The organism is Streptomyces sp. NBC_01341 (assembly GCF_035946055.1).
Taxonomy (GTDB): domain Bacteria; phylum Actinomycetota; class Actinomycetes; order Streptomycetales; family Streptomycetaceae; genus Streptomyces.
This window is the reverse complement of record NZ_CP108364.1, coordinates 4,719,222-4,740,404: the sequence shown is the minus strand read 5'-3', so window position 1 is coordinate 4,740,404 and position 21,183 is coordinate 4,719,222. Positions and strand designations below refer to the sequence as shown.

Here is a 21,183-nt window from a genome sequence, read left to right as displayed (position 1 = left end):
GGGCGGGGCGGTCCCCGGGGACCGCCCCGCCCCGCCGCATCGGGACCCGGCGGCCCGCCGTCGGCAGCCACCCGCGGTTCCGGTCAGATGCCGGTGGTGACCCGGACCGTCCACGCTCCCGACTTCGTCCGGTCGGTGACCTCGACGCGGATGCGCTCCCCCGGCACGGAGTACCGCTCGCCCTCCCGCAGGGGGGCGTCCGCGAGGGGCGGGTAGACCGACCGGTCCCAGCAGGCGTCGGAGCGGGGGTGTGTGTCCAGCACCTCGACCGGCCCGCCGCCGGACGGCGTGGCGTTGCGGATGCGGTAGATCAGCACCCCCTCGGTGCAGGTGGTGCGGTCGTTGCCGGTGGCGCTGCGGGCCTCGATGGCCAGTGCGGTGTCCGATCCGGTCCTGATGACGGCGAGCCGGGTGCCGAGGGACGCGCCGGGCACGGGCACCTCGGCCATGGGCTCCAGGGTGAGGTCGGCGGCGCCCTGCACGCAGACCACCTGTTCCCCGCCGAGCCATCCGAGCTTCCACTTGTGCCAGCCGAACAGGTCGGGTGAGAGGCCGAACTGGCTGCCCATCACGTCCCAGTCGCCGACGTAGGTGTCCCAGTCGCCCTTGCCGTCCTCGGGCCGGTGGTACAGATCGGCCAGGTCGAAGACGTGCCCGGTCTCGTGCGCCAGGACGTTACGGTCCGGGGGGTGCTCCTCGAAGACGGTGACCACGCGCCGGATGTCCGTGCCGTCGGCCCGCAGGGGCCGGTCGAAGTTGACGACCTTCGTGGCGTCGGAGTCGACTCCCGGCGCGTCCGGGTCGGCCACGAGGTAGACGATGTCGTAATCCGAGAAGTCGATCCGTCCGTCGGCCGCCGCGATGGCGTCCCGCAGATAGTCGCTGCGCCGCTCGGAGCCCCAGTCCCGCTGTATCCCGTACCAGGTGGAGGGGCGGGGCATGCGGATCCACTCCCGCTGGGGATGTGCGCGGAGTTCGAACTTCCCGTACGAGGCGCGCTCGAAGAAGCGGGTGGTGGAGGGGAAGTAGTCGGCGGCCAGCACGTCGGGGGGCACCGCGGGCTCGGAGTCCGGGAACGACAGGAAGACCATGACCGCGTCGAGGCCGCGGTCGGGGCGCGGATAGGAGCCGTTCCACGTGTCGAGGCCCAGGGAGTGGTGGGCTCCGGTCCTGGGCAGCGCGCAGGGTCCCGCGTCGCGCGAGGCCGCCACGGCGGGGCCGGCCACGAGTCCGGTGGCGGCGAGCGCCAGGAGGGAGGTGAAGGCCGCCGCGGCGCTGCGCAGGCTCGGCCTTCCCACTCCCCCGGGTCCGTGCTGACGCGGCACATCTACCTCCGGGTGGCGAATGCGGACTTCTCCTCACCCTGAGCCGAGTCGACGGCGTACGCCCTGTTGTGCTGCCCCACACGGGTCAGCCTGGTCACCATGCCCCCGACGAGGTTCACTCACGGAAAGTCACAATCGCTCACCCTGGAATCCAAAGAGACCAGATCGTCACAGAATCGATCATCTCTGCGCAAAATGCAGAACGACGCCATACGAGGGACAGCCGTGGGCCATGCGCATGCCGTGGGCCCGAAACGTCGGGCACGCTGGTACCGCCGATGCGCCACCCTCTATGCTTCACCTCGTTTTCCCGCGTGGCCACCGCCTCCGGCGCGGCACGCCACCCGGAAACCCTGCCCGGCGACAACTGTTCACGACGATCTGCACAGTGGGAGCGAGTGGTGAGCGGAACCCCCGAAGGGCCGACGCCCGGAACGGGCGTGACCCGCGGCACCCGGCCACCGGAGGTCACGGAACGTGACCATCAGCGGTCCGGTCTCTCCGAGCTGCGTGACTACCGCGCCGCCTTCTCGGCCGCCGCCCTCCCCATGGCCGTGGTCGACGACCGGGGTCAGGTCGTCCGGGCGAACGACGCGCTGGGGTGTCTGCTCGGCGCCGACCCCGCGGCCCTGGCGCACCGGCCGGCGGCGGAACTCGTCGGCCTCACCTCGGACAGCTCCACCTGGCGTGCGTACGGCGAGGTGCTGAGCGGCGAACGCCACCGGCTGCGGTGCACCCTGCGGCTCAAGCACGCCGACGGAAGGCCCCTGTGGGCGGAGGTCACCGTCGTACCCATGGGAGACCCCGCCACCGGCACGGGCCGCGTCCTGCTGTCCCTCGCCGACGTGAGCGACCGGCGCGAACTGCGCGAGCGCCTGCGCCATCTGCGCATACACGATCCCGTGACCCGCCTGCCCAACCGCACCCTGTTCTTCGAACGCCTCACCGGCGCCCTGGAGACCCCGCCCCTCCAGGAGGGCGCTGCGCGGCGGGAGGGCCGGATCGGTCTCTGTTATCTCGACATCGACGGCTTCAAGGCGGTCAACGACACCCTGGGGCACCGCATCGGCGACCGGCTGCTCGCCGCCGTCGCCGGACGGCTCACCGACTGCGCCGAGGCCGACGCGCACCACGCCGGCGGGCACCTGGTGGCGCGCCTGGGCGGTGACGAGTTCGCGATCCTGATCGAGGACTCGGCGGGCACGCACCAGCTCACCGAACTCGCCCGTTCGGTGCTCACCGCGTTGCAGCGCCCGTTCGACGTCTCGGGGACCCGGCTGTCGGTGTCCGCGTCGATCGGCGTGGTGGAGCGGGCCACGGCGGGCACCTCGGCCACCGCCCTGATGCAGGCCGCCGACACCACGCTGTACTGGGCCAAGGCGGACGGCAGGGCACGCTGGACCCTCTTCGACCCCGAACGCAACGCGCACCGGATGACCCGGCAGGCGCTCTCCTCCACGCTCCGGCCCGCCGTGGACCGCGGTGAGTTCACGCTGGAGTACCAGCCGCTGGTCGGCATGGCCGACGAGGTCGTACGGGGTGTCGAGGCCCTGGTCCGCTGGAACCACCCGCGCTTCGGGCTGCTGGCCCCGAGCCGGTTCGTGCCGATCGCGGAGGAGGACGGCACGATCGTCGAGCTCGGCCGGTGGGTGCTGCGTACGGCCTGCCGCCAGGCGCGCTGCTGGCAGCTGGAACACCCGGACGAAAGGCCCCTGTTCATCAGCGTCAACGTCGCGGTGCGGCAGGTCTGGGACTCGGACCTGGTCGCCGACGTCGCGGAGATCCTCGCGGAGACCGGTCTCGATCCCGGCCTGCTGCAACTGGAGCTGACCGAGTCCGCCGTGATGGGTTCGTCGGGCCGGCCGCTGCGGGTGCTCCGGGCGCTCAGCGACATGGGGGTGCGGATCGCGATCGACGACTTCGGTACCGGCTACTCCAACCTGGCCTATCTCAGCCGGCTGCCCGTCTCCGTACTGAAGCTGGACGGCTCCTTCGTGCGCGGCTTCCGTTACGAGGACGGCGCGCATCCCAGCCCGGCCGACGAGACGATCGTGGAGGCCATGGTGCAGCTCGCGCACCGCCTGGGCCTGACGGTCACCGCGGAGTGCGTGGAGACCTCGGGCCAGGCGGAGCGCCTGCGCCGGATCGGCTGCGACACCGGGCAGGGCTGGCTCTACTCGCGCGCGGTGGCGCCGGAGCGCATCGCCGAACTGATCGGCACCCGGCCCCTGGAGGGCTGAGCCCCGGGGCCGGGTGCCGGTGATCCGGGAGTGTCGCCGGTCAGGCCGCCCCGGGCAGCCCATAGGCGTCCGCGATCAGCTCGTACGAGCGCAGCCGCGCCTCGCCGCCGTGCGCGTTGGCCGTGATCATGAGCTCGTCCGCACCGGTGCGCTTGGCCAGGTCGTCCAGGCCGCTGCGGACCTCGTCCGGCGTGCCGTGGACGATGTTCTTCAGCCAGCCGTCGACGAACTCGCGTTCCATGGGGCTGAAGTCGTGTGCCTCCGCCTCCTCGGGGCTCGGCACCAGGCCGGGGCGGCCGGTGCGCAGCCGGACCATGGACAGGGCGCCGGTCAGCACCTGTCGCCTGGCCTCGCGTTCCTCGTCGGCCGCCAGCGCCGAGACCCCGATGAGGGCGTAGGGGGCGTCGAGCGCCGCGGAGGGCCGGAAGGACTCGCGGTACAGGTCGAGGGCGGGCACGGTGTTCCGCGCGGAGAAGTGGTGGGCGAAGGCGAAGGGCAGCCCGAGGACACCCGCCAGCTGGGCGCTGAAGCCGGAGGAACCCAGCAGCCAGACGGGGGGCCGGGCGGCCGACTGGACCCCTCCGGGCGAGGTGGCCTGGACGGGGCCGGGGACGGCGTGGATCCGGGCGTAGGGGTGGCCGTCGGGGAAGTCGTCGTCCAGGAAACGGGTGAGCTCGGCCAGCTGCTCCGGGAAGTCGTCGGCGCCCTCGTTGAGCCGGTCCGTGCGGCGCAGAGCGGCCGCGGTGGCTCCGTCCGTGCCGGGTGCGCGGCCGAGGCCGAGGTCGACGCGTCCGGGTGCCATCGCCTCCAGGGTGCCGAACTGCTCCGCGATGACCAGGGGCGCGTGGTTGGGGAGCATCACACCGCCGGACCCGAGCCGGATGCGTTCGGTGTACGCGGCCAGGTGGGCCAGGATGACGGCGGGCGACGAGGAGGCCACACCGGGCATCGAGTGGTGCTCGGCGACCCAGTAGCGGTGGAAACCGCGCCGCTCGGCGAGCTTCGCGATGTCCACGCTGGTGCGCAGGGCCTGGCTCGCGGTGCGGCCCGCGCCCACACTCACCAGGTCGAGCACGGAGAGGGGGACGGGAGCCGTCCCTCCAGCGGTGCCGCGAATCCCGTCGCCTCGGTTCTCTTCCACGTGTTCGGCCTCTCCGGTGCGTCTGCGTATCGGAGGGTGCAAACAGGAGGGTGGCTCCGCTTATTCCCGCGCCGCCGCGTCGGCGCGGCTATTCGCGCACCTCGATACCCCGCGGCTCACCGGCGCCCACCGGGGGTTCGCGGGTCGCGAAGAGGGTGCCGAGGGTCGGCGCCCAGATACGGCGTTCGGCGAGCCTGAGCCCCTCCCAGACCGCCACCTGGTTCGCGGTCAGGACCGGCTTGCCGAGCAGTTCCTCCAGCTCGGGGACGAACGCGGCGGTGTGGAGGGCGTTGTCGGGGAGCAGGACCACCTCGGCGTCGGGGTGGTTGCCGGCCACGGCCAGCTCCTTGACCCGGTCCACGTCCGCGGACGCGGCGTCGGACGCGTTGATGATGCCCGCGCCTCGCGTCGCGGTCACTTCGACACCCCCGGCCCCGAGGAAGCCGGCGAAGAGCGCGGCGACGTCCTCGGTGTAGGTCGCCGCTACGGCGACCCGGGACGCGCCCAGTTCGCGCACCGCGTGCACGAAGGCGAAGGAGCTGCTGGAGGCGGGGAGCCCGGCCGCCCTGGCCAGCTCCGCGATCTGCTCGTGCGCGCCGTCCCAGCCGTAGGCGAAGCTCCCGCCCGAGCAGGCCCAGACCAGCGACTCGGCGCCGGCCATGCGCAGCTCCTCGACACCGGCGGCCAGGCGGTCGGGCGTACCGGCGTCGCGGAGGGAATCGGGCCTGCGGGCGTCCTCGTCGATATCGGTGTGGAACACCGGCACCCTGATGTCGCTGTCGAGCATGACCTCCATCCGCGGGAAGTCGTCCTCCGCGGAGTGGCCCGGATAAAGAAGTCCTACGGTCGTCATGTCCATCCTTCCCGTGCGTCCGGATGTCGTGCCTCCACCGCTGCCCCTGTCTGGGACAAGTATTCCCCTTTTGGGGGCATACTGCCGCCCGCAACGCCCGTGACCTGCGGTTTCCTCAGAGGCACAGGAGGCCGTGTTGACGGGCGTGTGCCCCGGTGCGAGCGTGGTCATTCCTGATGACCACTCCCGTGATCCTCGTCCTGGACACCGACCCGCCACCACGCCTGGGCCGGCTGACCGGCCGCGCCCACGTCCGGTACGCCGACGCGCGGACACTCGCCGCACAGCTGCCGGAAGCCGATGTGCTGCTCGTCTGGGACTTCACCTCCGACGCCGTCCGCGAGGCGTGGCCGGGCGAGGGACCCCGCCCCGGCTGGGTGCACACGGCGAGCGCCGGGGTGGACCGGCTGCTGTGCCCGGAGCTGGCCGCGTCGTCCACCGTCGTCACCAACGCCCGGGGCGTCTTCGAGCTGCCGATCGCCGAATACGTCGCCGGCCTCGTGCTCGCCTTCGCGAAGGACCTGCCCGGCACGCTGGCGCTGCAGCGCGAGCACCGGTGGCGTCACCGCGAGACGCGCAGGCTCGCGGGCAGCCGCGCGGTCGTCGTCGGCGCGGGCCCCGTCGGCCGGGAGATCATGCGGCTGCTGCACGGCCTCGGCGTCCGGGTGGCGCTCGTGGGGCGCACGGCACGGCGGTCGATCCACGGCGTCGAGGACCTGGACCGGCTGGCCGCCGGTGCGGACTGGGTGATCTCCGCGGCTCCGCTGACGGACGCGACGCGCGGGATGTTCGACGCCCGGTTCTTCGGCCTCCTCCAGCCCTCGGCGCACTTCGTGAACGTGGGCCGGGGACAGCTGACCGTCGAGGGCGACCTCGCCGAGGCGCTCCGCAGGCGGTGGATCGCGGGCGCGGCGCTCGACGTGTTCCAGGAGGAGCCGCTGGACCCTTCGAGCCCCCTGTGGGATGTGCCGGGCCTCCTGGTGTCCCCGCACATGAGCGGCGACACCGCCGGCTGGCGCGACCGGCTGGGCGAGCAGTTCGTTTCGATGTACGAGCGCTGGGCATCCGGTGACTCGCTGCCCAACGTGGTGGACATACGGCGTGGTTACGTCCCGTCTCCGGACATCCCGCTCTGACATTCCGGCATAACGGCCAGTCATGAACGTACCGGCCGGGGGCGATACGCCCCGCACACCGGCCGTCGCCCTCCGCCCCCGACGGAACACGGGAAGGTCTCCCTCCGGCCACCGTTCGGTCACATGACAGCGCTTCCTGCATAGACGTCCCGGACCGGGCAGGTGCTCAGCCTGTCCGGAACGTTCGACACCCCGATTTCTTCAGGAGACCGCGAACCATGGCTGACTTCCCTCACCTGTCCCGCAGGGGCTTCCTCAACCGAACCGCGGCCGTGGGAGGTCTGCTCGTCGTCCCCGGCCTGCTCTCCGCGTGCAGCAGGACCGGCTCCGGCGCGGCGGACGGTGAGGGCGCCCTGGACAAGCTCCGCAAGCAGGGCTTCGTCCGTGTCGCGTACGCCAACGAGGCCCCGTACGGCTACATGGAGGGCAAGCAGCTCAAGGGCGAGGCGCCCACCCTTCACCGGGAGATATTCAAGGCGCTCGGCGTCGACGAGCTGAAGCCCACCCTCTCCGAGTGGGACGGGCTGATCCCCGGACTGCAGGCCGGGAAGTACGACGTGGTCAGTGCGGGCATGGCCATCACCCCCGAGCGCTGTGCCAACGCCCTCTTCTCCGAGCCCGAGTTCATCTCGCCGACCGCACTGATGGTGAAGAAGGGCAACCCGGGAAAGCTCACCGACCTGGCGTCCGCCGAGGCCGCGGGGGTCACCGTCGGGGTGATGTCCGGTGCCGTCGAGGCCTCGTACGCCAAGGGTGCGGGCATCCCCGAGGACAGGATCAAGACGCTGCAGAAGCCGCAGGACGGCGCGGACGCCGTGAAGGGCGGGCGGGTCGACGCCTTCCTGCTCACCGGCATCTCCCTGCGCTGGCTGGCGAAGACCAACCCGGACACCGAGGTCACCGAGGCCTTCGTGCCGGAGCTGGACGGCAAGCAGCAGTTCTCCCCGGGCGGCGCGGTGTTCCGCCAGGGCAACGAGGACCTGCGGGACTCCTTCAACCGTGAGCTGAAGAAGATCGTCTCGGACCGGTCGCGCTATGTGGGCCTGCTGCGGGACTACGGCTTCGGCGCGACGGAGGTCCCGCCGGCCACGCTGAAGACCGCCGACCTGTGCAAGGGCTGACGGGAGCGGACCACACCGTATGAGTGACTTCTTCTCCACCTTCCTCGACGAACTGCCACAGATCAGATCGGGGCTGTGGGTGACGCTGGAGGCGACCGTACTCGGCTCGCTGCTCGCGCTGGTGCTGTCCTTCGTCCTCGGCCTGATGGCCGGGAGCCGGCTGCTGTCGGTGCGCGGGGTCTCCCGGACCGTCGTGGAGTTCTTCCGCGGCACCTCGCTCTACGTCCAGCTGTTCTGGTTCTACTACGCGATGCCGCAGCTGACGGGCTACGAACTGGCGCCCCTTCTCTGCGGGGTGGTGGCCTTCGGCCTCAACTTCGGCGCCTACGGCGCCGAGATCGTGCGCGGCGCGGTCAACTCCGTGCCGCGCGCGCAGTACGAGGCGGCCGTGGCACTGAACATGACCCCGTTCCACCGGATGCGGAAGGTGATCCTTCCCCAGGCCTGGGTACAGATGATCCCCTCCTTCACCAACCTGCTGATCCAGCTCCTGAAGGCCACACCGCTGCTGTGGCTGCTCTCCGCGGCCGACCTGATGACGGCGGTCGAGCACGTCCGCAGCCTGACCGGTGAGAGCCTCACGGCCTACCTCCTGCTGCTCGCCGTCTACTTCGTGCTCGCCTACGCGCTGACACTGCTGATGAACCTGCTGGAGCGGAACGCCAAGCGGCGCCTCGGCCTGGACACCGGCGCGGCAGGTGTGTTCAGGACCCGCGGAGCCGAACCCGTCACGACGGCCGGAGGCACCCGGTGAACCGGACATTCGACTGGGAGGCGGCCCGCGAGGCCCTCCCCCTGCTGCTCGAAGGCTTCCGGGTCACCCTGCTCGCGACCCTGCTCGGCACACTGGTGGCGGCGGTGCTCGGACTCGCGATCGCGGTGGCCGGACGGGCCCCCTCCCGGCTCGTCACGCTGCCGGTGAAGGCGGTCATGGAGTTCGTCCGCTCCACCCCTCTGCTGGTGCAACTGGTCGGCGCGGCCGCCGTCTTCACCTCCGTGGAGCCGCTGACCGTCGGCATCGTCGTCCTGGGCGTCCACTACGCCGCGTACACCTCGGAGGTGTACAGGGCCGGGATCGACGGCGTGCCCAAGGGGCAGTGGGAGGCCTGCCGGGCCCTCTCGCTGTCGCCCCGGCGCACCTGGCAGGCGGTGATCCTGCCCCAGGCGGTGCGCAACGTACTGCCCGCCCTCGGCAACTACGCCGTCTCGATGTTCAAGGAGACCCCGTTCCTGGCCGTGATCACGGTCCAGGAGATGGTCTTCGAGGCCCGGAAGTACGGGGCCGACCACTTCGCGTACACCGAGGCCTGGACGCTCGCGGGTCTGATCTTCCTGATCGCGAGCTACCCGACCTCGCTGCTGATGAGAAAGCTGGAGAAGCGCCTTGGCCACTGAATCCGCCCCCATCGAGGACCCCGCGGACGCGGCTCCGGCCACCGGGACGACCGGTGTGGAACCCCTGGTCCGCTTCGACAGGGTCGTCAAGCGCTACGGCGACCACGTGGTCCTGGACGAGCTGGACTTCACCGTCCGGCGCGGTGAGCACGTCACTCTGATCGGGCCGAGCGGTTCGGGGAAGACCACGATCCTGCGGCTGCTGATGACGCTGGAGCGGGTCAGCGACGGCGTGATCTGGGTCGACGGCTCACCGCTGTCCCACGTGCGTACGCCCTCGGGCGCGCTGAAACCCGCGGGCGAGAAGGATCTGCGCGTGTCCCGGAAGAAGATCGGGATGGTCTTCCAGCAGTTCAACCTCTTCCCCCACATGAAGGTCCTGCAGAACATCACCGAGGCGCCGGTCAACGTCCTCGGGATGGACCGGGACGAGGCGGAGACACGGGCCCGGGAGCTGCTCGACCTGGTGGGGCTCGCCGGCAGGACCGACGCCCACCCGTCGCAGCTGTCCGGCGGACAGCAGCAGCGCGTCGCGATCGCCAGGGCGCTGGCGATGCGCCCGGAGATCCTGCTCCTCGACGAGGTGACGTCCGCGCTGGATCCCGAGCTGGTGGCCGGTGTGCTGGATCTGCTGGTCGACATCGCCAGGAACACCGACATCACGATGCTCTGTGTGACCCACGAGATGAACTTCGCCCGGGACGTGTCGGAGAAGGTCCTGATGTTCGACGCGGGGAAGGTCGTGGAGTCCGGTTCGCCGGAAAAGATCTTCTCCGATCCGGAGCACGAACGTACACGCGCATTCCTGAACGCGGTGCTGTGACCTTGCTGTTGGCATAGTGCGCATGACTGCGTCATATGCCTCCGGGGTGCGCCCCTGCTGACAAGGCCGGGGCGCACCAATTACTCGTCAACACCCTCTCCGAACAGGTGCCTTGGCGACTATCGTGGGACGGAAGCGTGCGATCACGACCTGGCAGAGGACCTGAGGGGGAACCCGTGGCGTTGAAGCCGGAGCCGAAGGCGCCGTTCCATTCGGTGCAGTACGCCCTGCGTGTGCTCGAATCGGTGTCCACGCACGGTGACGGCGTGACCGTCGCCCAGCTCTCCCGGGAGACAGGACTGCCGACCGGGCACCTCGCACCCCTCCTGCTGACCCTGCGCCGTGAGGGATACGTCGAACAGGTCACCGACGGTGCGTACGTCATCGGAGCCTCGCTCCTGGAACTCGGCTCCGGATCGGCCCGCCGGCAGGCCCTGGAGGCGAAACTCCAGCAGACCCTGGCACAGCTCCGGGACTCGGTCGGCGCGGCGGTCTACGTCAGCCGGTACGTCGACGGCGAGATCCGTGTGACGCAGGTGGCGGACGGGCCGCGCACCCCCGCCGTCAACGAGTGGGTGGACTTCCGCTCGGCGGCCCACGCCAGCGCGATCGGCAAGTGCCTGCTGACGCAGCTCGACCAGAACGGCCGTCGCGACCACCTCTCCCGGCACCGGATCGCGCGGCTGACGTCCCGGACCATCACCAACGAGAAGGTGCTGTTCTCCAAGCTGGACAGCCAGCCGGCGACGGTGCCCGTCCTCGATCTGCAGGAGTACGCCGTGGGCACCGTGTGCGCGGCGGTTCCGCTGACGGCGGGTTCGTCGGCCGGCTGCCTGGCGCTGTCGCTGCCGATCGAGCACGCGCACCGGCTGCGGGCCGCCGCGGCCACGCTGAACCGGCGCGCGGCGCCCGTGCTCCTGTCGCTCGCGCTCTGAGTCCGGACACGAAGGCGTTCCGGGAACCCGGAAGCGCCTCCACGCCGACGCTCAGAGGGAGAGCCACACCGTGGTGTCCGGCGGGACCGCGCCGTCCGGGAGCGGGCCGCTGGCGAGCAGGACCCGCGCGCCGTCCGGGAGCCCGATCGCCGCGGGCGACGCGTTGAGCAGGCAGCGGAAGCCGTCCTGCCGGTCGAAGCACACCGTCCCGGGCCCGGCATCCACCCAGGTCAGCGTCTCGGGCAGGGGGACCAGGCGTTCGCGGCGCAGCGCCAGCGCGGTGCGGTAGAGGTTCAGGAAGGACTCCGGATCGTCCTGCTGCGCCTCCGCGCCCAGCCCGGACCAGGACGCCGGCTGCGGCAGCCAGGAGGGCGCGGCGCCGTCCGGCGAGAAGCCGAGCGATGTACCGGAACCGCTCCACGGCAAGGGCACCCGGCAGCCGTCGCGGCCCCGGTCCGTGCCGCCCGAGCGCACGTAGGTGGGGTCCTGGAGCAGTTCGTCGGGCAGGTCCTGCACCTCGGGGAGGCCCAGTTCGTCCCCCTGGTAGACGTAGACCCCACCGGGCAGGGAAAGGGTCAGCAGCGCGGCCGCCCTGGCCCGGCGGCGGCCGAGCACCGGGTCGCTCGGGTCGAGCAGCCGCTTGTCGCCCATGTCGAACGAGGTGTCCTCGCGGCCGTAGCGCGTGACGTGGCGGATCGTGTCGTGGTTGGACAGGACCCAGGTGGGCGGCGCCCCCACCGGTGCGAGTCCGGCGAAGGTCTCCGCGACGACCCGGCGCAGCGCGTCCGCGTCCCACGCGCAGCACAGGAACTCGAAGTTGAACGCCGAGTGCAGCTCGTCGGGGCGGAGGTAGCGTGCCGACTGCTCGGGGGTCGGCAGCCAGACCTCACCGACGAAGGTGCGCTCGCCGTCGTAGGTGTCGAGGATCTTGCGCCAGGACCGGTAGATGTCGTGCACCGCGTCGCAGTCCTGGTAGGGCAGGTCCGTGACGTCCGGGTCCGCTCCGACGTCGGGCAGCCCGGGCTTCTTGGCCAGTCCGTGGGCCACGTCGATGCGGAATCCGTCGACGCCCCGGTCCAGCCAGAAGCGAAGGACGTCCTCGAACTCGGCCCGCACCTCGGGGTGTTCCCAGTTCAGGTCCGGCTGTTCGGGGGCGAACATGTGGAGGTACCAGGGCCCGGGGCTGCCGTCCGCCTCGGTCACCCGGGTCCACGCGCTGCCGCCGAAGTAGGACGTCCAGTCGTTGGGCGGGAGTTCGCCGTCCGCGCCGCGGCCCGGCACGAACCAGAAGCGGCTCCGCTCCGGCGATCCGGGGCCGGCGGCGAGCGCGGCCCGGAACCAGGGGTGCTGGTCGGAGCAGTGGTTGGGCACCAGGTCGATGAGGACGCGCAGGCCGTGCCCGTGGGCCTCGGTGATGAGCCGCTCGGCTTCGGCGAGGGTGCCGAAGAGCGGGTCGATGTCGCGGTAGTCCGCGACGTCGTAGCCTCCGTCGGCCATCGGCGAGGTGTACCAGGGGGTGAACCACAGGGCGTCCACGCCGAGCTCGCGCAGGTACGGGAGGCGGCTGCGGACGCCGGCGAGGTCGCCGGTGCCGTCTCCGTCGCCGTCCGCGAAACTGCGTACGTAGATCTGGTAGATCGCGGCGTGCCGCCACCAGTGGGTGGTCACTGAGACTCCTTGCTCGGTATATATGAGGTGGTGCGGGCCCGCAGGTCAGGGGCGGGCCCGCACCGGTCGGGCTACCAGCCGGTGTTGCCGGCGCCCCGGGTGATCGCGAAACCACCCGCACTGGAGAGACCGCCGGCGGCCGCGCCGCTCACGGTCACGCGGGAGAAGGTTCCGGCTCCCGCGGAGTCGATCTCGATGCCGTACAAACCGGCCTTGTCGATCTTGAGTCCGTCGACGGTGAGCCCGCTGACGTTCTTCTGCCAGGAGACGAGCAGTCCGCTGTAGGTGCTGTCGAGGATCTCGTTGTCCTTGACCAGGACGGGTGCGGTGATGTCGGAGGAGTCGGCGTAGATCCAGAGGGCACCGAGCTTGCTCTGCCAGTTCGGTTCGTAACCGCCCGTGCGTGTCAGGGTGTTGCGCTGTACGGACGTCGTGCCGCTGAAGGGCACCGGTGCGAAGCGGCTGCTGATGGCGATGCCGGACGAGCCGGTGACCGTGTCGGCGAGGATGTTGTCCTCGACCCGGTTGTCGTTGCCGCCGTAGATGCCGACCGCGTTGGCGAGCATCGGGAGCTGCACGGTGTTGAAGCGGAACGCGCTGTCGGTGACGGCCTGGGCCTCGGAGAACATCGCGAGTCCGTCGTCACCGGTGTTGCGGACGCTGCTCCGGGAGACCTCGGTCGCCCTGGTGCCCTTGTGGAGGTTGACGCCGTCCGCGAAGGTGTCGCGGATGCGGAGCCCGGAGGCGTACAGGCCGTTGGTCGGGGCGTCGATCCAGAGGCCGACCTTGGTGTGCTGGATCCAGAGGTTCGTCAGGGTGGACCCGTTGCCGAAGTCGCCCTCGATCGCCGCGTCGAAGTTGGCGTCGTCACGGTAGGAGACGTCACCGGCGATCATCAGGTCCTGGACGTTGCTGGTGCCGCCGCGTCCGAAGAGCCCGCCCTTGCCGTTCTTGCCCCGCAGCACGGTGTGCCACTGGCCGGCGCCGCGCAGGTCGGCGCCGGCGAGGTCGACGTGCCCGGAGATGTCGTACGTGCCGGCGGGCAGCCAGAGCCCCTTGCCCTGGGAGGTGGCCGTGTTCAGCGCCGTGTTCAGGGCGCCCGTGTCGTCGCCGGAGTCGTTCGGGGTGACGCCGAGCGTGGTCGCGGAGACGAAGCCGGTGGACGGCATGGTCAGCGCGGCGGGCGCGGTCTCGGTCTCCACCAGGTCGAGGGTGTAGGAGGCTGCGGTGTCGCCCGCGTCTTTCTGGAACTTCAGCACGGTGCCGGCCGGGAGCGTCCCGGTCAGCAGCGTGCGGGTCTCGTCGAAGAAGTGGTGGCCCGAGCCCTGGGAGGGGTTGTTGGTGTACGGGTAGCCGCCGTAGACCCAGCTGTACTTGGAGGTGAGGGGCAGGTCCCGGAGCTGGGTGCCGTCGGCGTAGACGCTGAGGGTGGTGTCGATGCCGGTGCCCGCCGCGTTGTCCGGGACGGAGTAGCGCAGGGTCAGGGCGTTGGCGGGCTTGGTCAGCGTGAACTGCACGTACTCGCCGGTGGCGTCCAGGACGACGGCCTTGCGGCCGGATGCCTCGGACGGGACGGTCAGGTAGGTGCGGTCGGGACCGGTCGTGCCGGCGTCGGTGCTGCCGCTCTCCGCCTCGTAGGCGGTGTACGGCATGGTCGCGCCCCGGGTGCTGTCGGGCGTGGAGCCGGTGACCTCGATGCCGTCGAGCTGGAGGGTGCCGTTGTCCCCGGAGGCGGTGCGCAGGGTGACGTGGTTGAGCGCGGCCCGCAGGGGCACGTCGGTGGCGGCGCTCTTCCAGGCGCCGCCGGTGCCGGGCAGGGTGAGCCGCCGGACGGTGGTGCCGTTGGCCAGCAGGGTGATGGTCGACGCGGTGGCGTCGGGGGTGCGGTAGCGCACGGTCACCGGGTACGTCGCGGCGCCGGGGGCGTTCACCGCGAACACGGCGCGGGCACCGGTGGCGGTGAAGCCGGAGAGGTAGCCGCTTCCCTCGTAGCCCGTGACGGCGGTGGCCCTCGCCGGTCCGCCGGAGGCGAAGGCGTCCTCGGCCTGGTGGGTCAGGGTGGTGGGGCCGCCGGGGTCGGTCGGCACGGTGGGGGTGGCCGGGGTGAGGCTGTCGATGTTGACGTTGCCGCTGTCGGCGGTGGTGAACGTCCAGGCGACGGTGTTCGCCCCCTTCGCGTACGTCACCGCCTCCTGCTGCGTGGCCCAGGTGTCCCAGTTCGCGGTCGCCGGGAGGCTGACCTGGCGGACCTTGGCCCCGTTGACGTACAGGCTCAGCGTCATCGTGGCGCCGGTGCCGTTGGCGTACCGCAGGGCTGCCGAACCGGCCCCTGCCTCGGCGGAGTTCACGCCGAAGGAGACGGAGGCGGAGCCCTTGTTGGCGTCGGTGAGGCCGCCCGCGAAGCCGGTGCCCGTGAAGCCGGTGTGGTCGGCCGCGGCGACGGCACCGCCCGAGAGCTGTGCGGACTCCGCCTCCAGGGCGCCGGCCGGGGTCGGGGTGCCCGTGCCCGCGGACGTGTCGGCGGTGCTGTTGTCGATGTTGACGTTGCCGCTGTCGGAGCCGGTGAACGTCCAGGCGACCGTGTTGGCGCCCTTGGCGTAGGTGACCGTCTCTCGCTGCGTGGCCCAGGTGTCCCAGTTCGCGGTCGGCGGCAGGCTGACCTGGCGGACCATGGCCCCGTTGACGTACAGGCTCAGCGTCATCGTCGCGCCGGTGCCGTTCGCGTACCGCAGGGCTATGGAGCCGGTGCCCGCGGCCTGGGCGGTCACGCCGAAGGACACCGAGGCGGATCCCTTGTGGGCGTCGGTGAAGCCGCCGACGAATCCGGATCCGGTGTAGCCGCCGTGATCGGTGGACACGGCGGCGCCCCCGGACAGCTGGGACGACTCGGCTTCCACGGTGACGGTGGCCGCCTGGGCGGCCCCGACCCCGTACAGCACGGTGCCGAGCAGGGACGCGAGGACGGGGAACGTGAGCCGGACGGCGGCCCGGGAGCGCTTTCTTGGTGCAGGAGACACGGCAGTGTGCCCTTCCCTTGGGGGCGGGTCAGCCCTTGAGGCTGCCCGCGGTGAGACCCGCGATGATGTGGCGCTGGAAGATCAGGAAGAGGACGAGCAGGGGGATGCTCGCCATGACCATCCCGGCCAGCAGCTGGTTGGCCGGCATGAACTCCGAGAGCCGGTTGAGCGCGACGGTGATCGGCTGCTTCGCCTCGTCGGGGAGGACGAGCATGGGCCAGAGGAAGTCCTTCCAGACTCCGACGACCGCGAAGATCGACACGACGGCGAGCACCGGGCGGGAAAGCGGCAGGACCACCGACGCCAGGACCCTGAGCGTGCCCGCTCCGTCGATCCGTGCGGAGTCGAGGAGTTCGGCGGGTATCTGGTCGAAGAACCGCTTGAGGATGAAGATGTTGAAGGCGTTGGCCGCGGCGGGCAGCCAGATCGCGAACGGTGTGTTGATCAGGTTGACGTGGAAGAGGGGCACGTCGACCACGGCCAGGTACGTCGGCACGAGCAGCGCCGACACCGGCAGCATCAACGTCGCCAGCATCAGGCCGAGGACGACGTTGCCGAGCACCGGCCGGAGCTTCGACAGGGCGTACGCGGCGGACACGTCCACCAGCAGCTGTGTCAGCCAGGCGCCGAGGGCGAGCACCAGCGTGTTGAGGAAGAAGTGGCCGAGCCCGACGTTCGTCCACGCCTCGGTGTAGCTCTCCGGGTGCCAGCTCTCCGGGAACAGGGTGGGGTTCGGGTCGGCCAGCTCGGAGGAGGACTTCAGCGCACCCGACGTCATCCAGTAGAGCGGGAGGACGAAGGCGACCGTGAAACCGGTCAGGGTGGCGGCGAGCACGAAGCGGTAGAGGAACCGGCCGGTGCGGCGGTTCATCTCGGCGGGCGCGATCAGTGTGCGTGCGGGGGTTTCGGCAGCCATGGCGGTACTCCCTCTCAGCCCTTGCTCCGGGTGAGGCGCAGATAGACGACGGAGAAGAGGCCGAGCACGACGAAGAGCAGCGTGCTCATGGCGCTGGCCAGGCCGAAGTCGTTGTAGACGAAGGCGTAGCGGTAGAGGAGCAGGAGCACGGTGACGGTGGCGTCGTCGGGTCCGCCGCCGGTGAGGACGAAGGGTTCGACGAACACCTGCATGGTGCCGATGACCTGGAGCAGCAGGGTGATCATCAGGATGAACCGCATCTGCGGGATCGTGACGTGCCACAACCGCTGCCGGATCGACGCGCCGTCCAGCTCGGCGGCCTCGTAAAGCTCTCCCGGGATTCCGCCGAGCGCCGCCAGGTAGATCAGGGTGGTGGTGCCCATGTTGGCCCAGGTGGAGACGAGGACCAGGGAGACCATGGCGAGGTTCTCCGACTCCAGCCACTGCTGGGCCGGCAGCCGGAGGGTCTCCAGCACGGTGTTGAACAGGCCGGGGCCGGGGTCGTAGAACTGGCGCCAGAGCAGCATGGTGACGATGGGCGGCAGCATGACCGGCAGGTAGACGGTCATGCGCAGATACGGCCGGCCGTGCCGCAGCTCGTTCAGGACGACGGCGGTGGCGAACGGGGCCGCGAAGCCGAGGACCAGGGCGAGCAGGGTGAAGTAGCCGGTGTTCTGCCAGGCGGTCAGGAACAGCGGGTCGTCGAACAGCCGCCGGAAGTTGTCCAGACCCACCCACCGGGCGGGTTCGGCGAAGGTGACCTGCTGGAAGCCGAGCAGGACCCCGCGCACGATCGGGTACCAGGAGAAGAGGGCGAAGCAGAGCACTCCGGCGGCGAGGAAGAGGTAGGCGGCCAGGTTCTCGCGAACGGCCCTGCGGAACCGGGAGTTCCCGGCCGCCGCCCCCGCCCGTGTCCCGGCCGGGGGCCGGGGCGAAGGCAGAGGGTCCTCTTCCGTGCTCTTCTCCGCGGCTGCGGAGAGCGGCTGGGCGGACATCGTCACTTCACCGAGGCGAGCACGACGTCGGCCTTCTTCGCGGCCTCGGCCAGCAGCGCGTCGATGTCCGCGTCCTTCTTGGTCAGCACCGACTGCATGACACCGTCGAGGATCGTGTAGAGCTGCTGTGCGTTGGGCGGCTCGACCTTGGTCTCCACCTGGGCGTTCCGCTCGATGAACGGCTGGTAGTTCTCGACCGGGGTGTTGGCGTACTGGTCGTGGATCTTGTCGATCTCCGCCTGCGCCTCGCCCGCGAGGAGCCGGGGCTGCGGCAGTCCGATCGGCACGCCGGCGGCCTTGGCCCGCTTGCTGTCCACCGCCTCGCGCTCGGGGCTGCGCAGGTACTTCCACTGGACCCACTGCAGCCCGGCCTTGATCTTCTCCGGGGACGCCTTCGGGTTGAACATGAAGCCGTCGCCGCCGCCGAGGGTCGCGGTGCCGGGGAGCGCCGCGAGGCCGTACTCCGCGTACTCCCGCTCGAACTGTTTGACGATGGTGGGGATGTTGTCGGGTCCGGCCATGTACATTCCGAGCTTGCCGGAGCCCATCATCTTCTGGACGTCGGCTATCTCCAGGAGCTGACGGGTGCCCATGCTCTTGTCGGTCCAGCGCATGTCGTGAAGGGCCTGGAGTGCCTTGTGGCCCGCCTCGCTGTCGAACGCGGCCTTCCACCTGCCGTCCTGCCGGGTGGCCACGTCACCGCCCATGGAGTAGATCCACGAGGTCAGGTGCCAGCCGCCCTGGTTGTTCTTGCTGTAGTCGGCGTATCCGACGGTGCCGTCACCGAGCGCACTGATCTTCTTCGCGGCGGTGCGGACCTCCTCCCAGGTGACCGGCGGCTTCGCGGGGTCGAGTCCGGCCTTGGTGAACAGCGCCCGGTTGTAGAGAAGACCGAGCGAGTAGTTGCCGGTGGGCAGTCCGTACGTCCGGCCGCCGGCGTCCTTGAAGACCTTCATCAGCGCGGGGTCGATGTCCTCGAAGAACGGCACCTCCCCGACGTACTTGCTGATGTCCGCGGCCTGGCGGCGCTGGATCAGTCCGGCGGGGTCCGTGAAGTAGACGTAGTACACGTCCTCCAGCTGACCGCCCGCGAGCTTCGCCGCGAACGTCTTGGGGTCCATCTGGCCCTCGCGGGCGTCGATCCTGATCTTCGGGTGGCTCTTCTCGAAGACCTTGACGTCCTCCAGGAAGTTCGCGCGGTCGACCGCCTGCGTCTTGGCCGGCATGCCGTTCACGCTGATCGTGACCACCCCGTCCTTGTCCACGCCGGAGGGCGAGGAGCCGGATCCGCCGCACGCCGTGAGCGCAAGAGCGAGAGCGGCGGCCGTCGCCGAGCCGAGAACCTGACGTCTGCTGATGCCTGGCATGCCAACCATGGGATTCGCGCCTTCCTGGAGGTCCGCTGCGGGGCTGTCGGACCCCGAGCACTGAGCTGCGCTGAAGGTAGAAGCCCGTTACGCAAGAAGTCAATGCATTAACGCAAGAAAGTAATCTCCGCGGCTTGCGCAAGAAACACGGATGACCCCCGGGACCCTCAGGCCGGCCGGGCGGCCGTGGAGCCGCGGACGATCAGCTCGGTGTCGAACATCATGAGCTCGTTTGCGCCCGCATGGCCCTCGATCTGCGCCGCCAGGGAGGCAACGACCGCCGAGGCCATCGCCTGGATCGGCTGCCGTGCGGTGGTCAGCGGCGGGTCCGTGGCCACCATGAACGGCGAGTCGTCGAACCCCACCACGGAGAGGTCACGCGGTACGGACACCCCCTGCCGGCGGGCGCCGCGGACCGCCCCGAGCGCCAGGGCGTCGCTGGCGCAAACGATCCCGGTGACCCCTTCGGCCAGCAGGCGCGGCAGGGCGGTCGCACCCCCCTCCATGGTGAAGAGCGCGTGCACCACCAGGCGCCGCCAGTCATCGGCGGCGACACCCCGGCGGGCGCAGAAGGCGGCGAAGCCGGCGAGCTTGCGGGCCGACGGGACGTGCCCCACCGGACCGAGGACCATACCGATCCGTTCGTGACCCAGGGCCGCGAGATGGGTCAGCGCCTGGTCGGCGGCGAGCGCGTCGTCCACGCGGACCTGGGCGACCCCGGGGTTCTCGTCGGCGGCGTTGATCAGCACCATCGGGATCCTGCGCTCGCGCAGCGCACGGCCGTGTTCCGGACCCGCGTCGGCGTAGCTGGCCCCGATGAAGACGATGCCGCCGATGTTCTGCTGGAGCAGCATCTCGATGTAGTGCGCCTCGGAGACGCCGTCGGCGGTCCGGGTGCACAGCACGGGTATGAGGCCGCGCTTGTTCAGCAGTCCGCACAGCGCCTCGGCGAAGGCGGAGAAGATCGGGTTCTGCAGATCGGGTACCACCAGGCCGATGAGGGCGGCCCGTTCCGCCCGGTACCGGCGGGGCCTTTCGATCCCGCAGACGTCGAGCGCGCTGAGCACCGCCTCGCGGGTCGCGCTCGCCACATCGGGGCTGCCGTTCAGGACGCGACTGACCGTCGCCTCGCTGACACCCGCGTACTCGGCCACTTGAGAGAGTCGTCGTTTCGCCACGGAGTTCACCCTACAAAGAGCTACGCAAAAATAAAGATCACTTACGAAAAAAACCGACGAACTTGTCACGACCGGCTTCCCGCAGGATCGGTACAGGGACTCGAGGGCATCGGTACAGGGGCCCGGAAGGGAGCGGACCCCGTCGGGCAGGAGGGGCTCGGGGGCTCCCGTACGCGCATCGACGAGGCGGCCGGGTGCGTGTCGTCAGCACCCCCGCGGGCCAGGTATTATTTTCGAGTCAGCCGGCGCCGTTAGCTCAGTTGGTTAGAGCAGCTGACTCTTAATCAGCGGGTCCGGGGTTCGAGTCCCTGACGGCGCACCGACACCACAGTGGGCGGTCTCCCTCCGAGGAGACCGCCCACTGTGCGTTGTGCTGGATCAGAACTGCACGTCGGAGCACGCGTAGAACGCGTTGGTGGTGTCCGCGACGTTCCAGACGGCCAGGATGATGTGCTTGCCGGTCTTCTGGGTCGGCATCGAGCCCTGGTGCGTCAGCGTCGCCGGCGGCTGCTGGTTCCCGTACGGGACCGTCATGAAGGGCTGCGATTCCAGGGCGGCCCTGGTGAGCGGCTTGGTGGGGTCCCAGCCGTTCTTGGTGATGTAGTACCGGAAGTCACTCGTGGAGTGGCGTGCGGTGAACTGCCAGCGGAAGCTGTAGCCCTGCCCGGAGGTGACCCTGGTGGCGGGCCAGCCGCCACCGCGTGGGTCGTCGAGCTGGGCGAACTGACCGTTCCCGCCGGAGCAGATCTTGCCGTCCGCCGGCCCTGCCGCCGGGAAGCCCTTGGGCCCCTCGACGCTCTGCGGCTCCCACTGGATGTTGCCGCAGTTGGTGACGGTGCCGTTGGCACAGAGCTTCTGCCGGCTGATGGGGGTGTCCGTGTAGCCATGGCTGCTCGCACTGCCGGTCGCGAACATGGAGACGCCCGCTATCGCCAGGCCGATGACGGCCGCGCTTGCTCTTTTCCGCATGCTGTGTCGCTCCTCGAGAACGTGGGGGATGTTCTGGGGATGATCCGAGCCGTGCTGCGCGCATCACTCTTGCGGTCTAGACCAAGTCCAGATTATTGACATGC

General features: G+C 70.3%; 17 protein-coding genes and 1 tRNA gene. 8 read left to right on the top strand and 10 right to left on the bottom strand.

The window, feature by feature from the left end; translation table 11 throughout:
• Positions 1-83 precede the first annotated feature (83 nt).
• Positions 84-1,325: a M6 family metalloprotease domain-containing protein gene (locus OG206_RS20955; protein ID WP_327118307.1), complete on the bottom strand. Its 1,242-nt coding sequence runs from the start codon at positions 1,323-1,325 to the stop codon at positions 84-86.
• A 401-nt stretch (positions 1,326-1,726) separates the two neighbouring features.
• Between OG206_RS20955 and OG206_RS20950 the strand changes: the two genes are divergently transcribed.
• Entirely contained in the window at positions 1,727-3,565 is a 1,839-nt protein-coding gene (locus OG206_RS20950) for a putative bifunctional diguanylate cyclase/phosphodiesterase (protein ID WP_442805880.1), read from the top strand.
• 40 nt (positions 3,566-3,605) lie between these two features.
• Here the strand turns inward: OG206_RS20950 and OG206_RS20945 are convergent, their stop codons facing one another.
• Together OG206_RS20945 and OG206_RS20940 are read right to left on the bottom strand one after the other, a co-directional pair.
• Complete coding sequence (locus OG206_RS20945) at positions 3,606-4,706, bottom strand: LLM class flavin-dependent oxidoreductase (RefSeq protein ID WP_327118305.1); 1,101 nt, start codon at positions 4,704-4,706, stop codon at positions 3,606-3,608.
• A gap of 88 nt (positions 4,707-4,794) precedes the next feature.
• Positions 4,795-5,559: a maleate cis-trans isomerase family protein gene (locus OG206_RS20940; protein ID WP_327118303.1), complete on the bottom strand. Its 765-nt coding sequence runs from the start codon at positions 5,557-5,559 to the stop codon at positions 4,795-4,797.
• A gap of 176 nt (positions 5,560-5,735) precedes the next feature.
• Between OG206_RS20940 and OG206_RS20935 the strand changes: the two genes are divergently transcribed.
• The 6 genes from OG206_RS20935 to OG206_RS20910 all read left to right on the top strand — a co-directional run bounded on the left by OG206_RS20935 (position 5,736) and on the right by OG206_RS20910 (position 10,969).
• On the top strand, positions 5,736-6,695 hold the full coding sequence (locus OG206_RS20935) for a D-2-hydroxyacid dehydrogenase (protein ID WP_327118301.1): 960 nt from the start codon (positions 5,736-5,738) through the stop codon (positions 6,693-6,695).
• Positions 6,696-6,913: 218 nt separating this feature from the next.
• A complete protein-coding gene (gene ehuB, locus OG206_RS20930; RefSeq protein ID WP_327118299.1) occupies positions 6,914-7,816 on the top strand; it encodes an ectoine/hydroxyectoine ABC transporter substrate-binding protein EhuB in 903 nt (300 codons plus the stop codon).
• Positions 7,817-7,835: 19 nt separating this feature from the next.
• Positions 7,836-8,570, top strand: coding sequence for an ectoine/hydroxyectoine ABC transporter permease subunit EhuC (ehuC, locus tag OG206_RS20925; protein WP_327118297.1), 735 nt, complete (start codon positions 7,836-7,838; stop codon positions 8,568-8,570).
• A complete protein-coding gene (ehuD, locus tag OG206_RS20920) occupies positions 8,567-9,211 on the top strand; it encodes an ectoine/hydroxyectoine ABC transporter permease subunit EhuD (RefSeq protein ID WP_327118295.1) in 645 nt (214 codons plus the stop codon). Before ehuC ends, ehuD begins: the two co-directional genes overlap by 4 nt.
• Positions 9,201-10,034, top strand: coding sequence for an ectoine/hydroxyectoine ABC transporter ATP-binding protein EhuA (gene ehuA / locus OG206_RS20915; protein ID WP_327118294.1), 834 nt, complete (start codon positions 9,201-9,203; stop codon positions 10,032-10,034). Before ehuD ends, ehuA begins: the two co-directional genes overlap by 11 nt.
• Positions 10,035-10,210: 176 nt before the next feature.
• Entirely contained in the window at positions 10,211-10,969 is a 759-nt protein-coding gene (locus tag OG206_RS20910) for an IclR family transcriptional regulator (protein WP_327118293.1), read from the top strand.
• Positions 10,970-11,020: 51 nt separating this feature from the next.
• Here OG206_RS20910 and OG206_RS20905 read toward each other — a convergent pair whose 3' ends face one another.
• The 6 genes from OG206_RS20905 to OG206_RS20880 all read right to left on the bottom strand — a co-directional run bounded on the left by OG206_RS20905 (position 11,021) and on the right by OG206_RS20880 (position 20,110).
• Positions 11,021-12,637, bottom strand: a complete 1,617-nt coding sequence (locus OG206_RS20905) for a glycoside hydrolase family 13 protein (RefSeq protein ID WP_327118292.1) — start codon at positions 12,635-12,637, stop codon at positions 11,021-11,023.
• A gap of 71 nt (positions 12,638-12,708) precedes the next feature.
• Positions 12,709-15,654 carry a carbohydrate-binding protein gene (locus OG206_RS20900; RefSeq protein WP_327118290.1) on the bottom strand — a complete coding sequence of 982 codons (2,946 nt, stop codon included), beginning with the start codon at positions 15,652-15,654 and terminating at the stop codon, positions 12,709-12,711.
• A 28-nt stretch (positions 15,655-15,682) separates the two neighbouring features.
• Positions 15,683-16,570: a carbohydrate ABC transporter permease gene (locus OG206_RS20895; RefSeq protein ID WP_327118288.1), complete on the bottom strand. Its 888-nt coding sequence runs from the start codon at positions 16,568-16,570 to the stop codon at positions 15,683-15,685.
• 14 nt (positions 16,571-16,584) lie between these two features.
• Complete coding sequence (locus OG206_RS20890) at positions 16,585-17,565, bottom strand: carbohydrate ABC transporter permease (RefSeq protein ID WP_327118286.1); 981 nt, start codon at positions 17,563-17,565, stop codon at positions 16,585-16,587.
• A 2-nt stretch (positions 17,566-17,567) separates the two neighbouring features.
• Positions 17,568-18,932, bottom strand: a complete 1,365-nt coding sequence (locus OG206_RS20885; RefSeq protein ID WP_327118284.1) for an extracellular solute-binding protein — start codon at positions 18,930-18,932, stop codon at positions 17,568-17,570.
• 167 nt (positions 18,933-19,099) lie between these two features.
• Entirely contained in the window at positions 19,100-20,110 is a 1,011-nt protein-coding gene (locus OG206_RS20880) for a LacI family DNA-binding transcriptional regulator (RefSeq protein WP_327118282.1), read from the bottom strand.
• A gap of 245 nt (positions 20,111-20,355) precedes the next feature.
• Between OG206_RS20880 and OG206_RS20875 the strand changes: the two genes are divergently transcribed.
• A tRNA-Lys gene (locus OG206_RS20875) sits at positions 20,356-20,429 on the top strand.
• Positions 20,430-20,488: 59 nt separating this feature from the next.
• On the opposite strand, the gene OG206_RS20870 is transcribed toward OG206_RS20875, so the two are convergent.
• Positions 20,489-21,079: a lytic polysaccharide monooxygenase auxiliary activity family 9 protein gene (locus OG206_RS20870; RefSeq protein WP_327118280.1), complete on the bottom strand. Its 591-nt coding sequence runs from the start codon at positions 21,077-21,079 to the stop codon at positions 20,489-20,491.
• Positions 21,080-21,183 lie beyond the last annotated feature (104 nt).

What these genes read in the sequence shown, in the direction of transcription:
- OG206_RS20940 (WP_327118303.1), bottom strand. Translation starts at nt 5,559, where the DNA reads ATGACGACCGTAGGACTTCTTTATCCGGGCCACTCCGCGGAGGACGAC.
- ehuC (WP_327118297.1), top strand. Translation starts at nt 7,836, where the DNA reads ATGAGTGACTTCTTCTCCACCTTCCTCGACGAACTGCCACAGATCAGA.
- OG206_RS20935 (WP_327118301.1), top strand. Translation starts at nt 5,736, where the DNA reads ATGACCACTCCCGTGATCCTCGTCCTGGACACCGACCCGCCACCACGC.
- OG206_RS20895 (WP_327118288.1), bottom strand. Translation starts at nt 16,570, where the DNA reads ATGGCTGCCGAAACCCCCGCACGCACACTGATCGCGCCCGCCGAGATG.
- OG206_RS20890 (WP_327118286.1), bottom strand. Translation starts at nt 17,565, where the DNA reads ATGTCCGCCCAGCCGCTCTCCGCAGCCGCGGAGAAGAGCACGGAAGAG.
- OG206_RS20870 (WP_327118280.1), bottom strand. Translation starts at nt 21,079, where the DNA reads ATGCGGAAAAGAGCAAGCGCGGCCGTCATCGGCCTGGCGATAGCGGGC.
- OG206_RS20885 (WP_327118284.1), bottom strand. Translation starts at nt 18,932, where the DNA reads ATGCCAGGCATCAGCAGACGTCAGGTTCTCGGCTCGGCGACGGCCGCC.
- ehuB (WP_327118299.1), top strand. Translation starts at nt 6,914, where the DNA reads ATGGCTGACTTCCCTCACCTGTCCCGCAGGGGCTTCCTCAACCGAACC.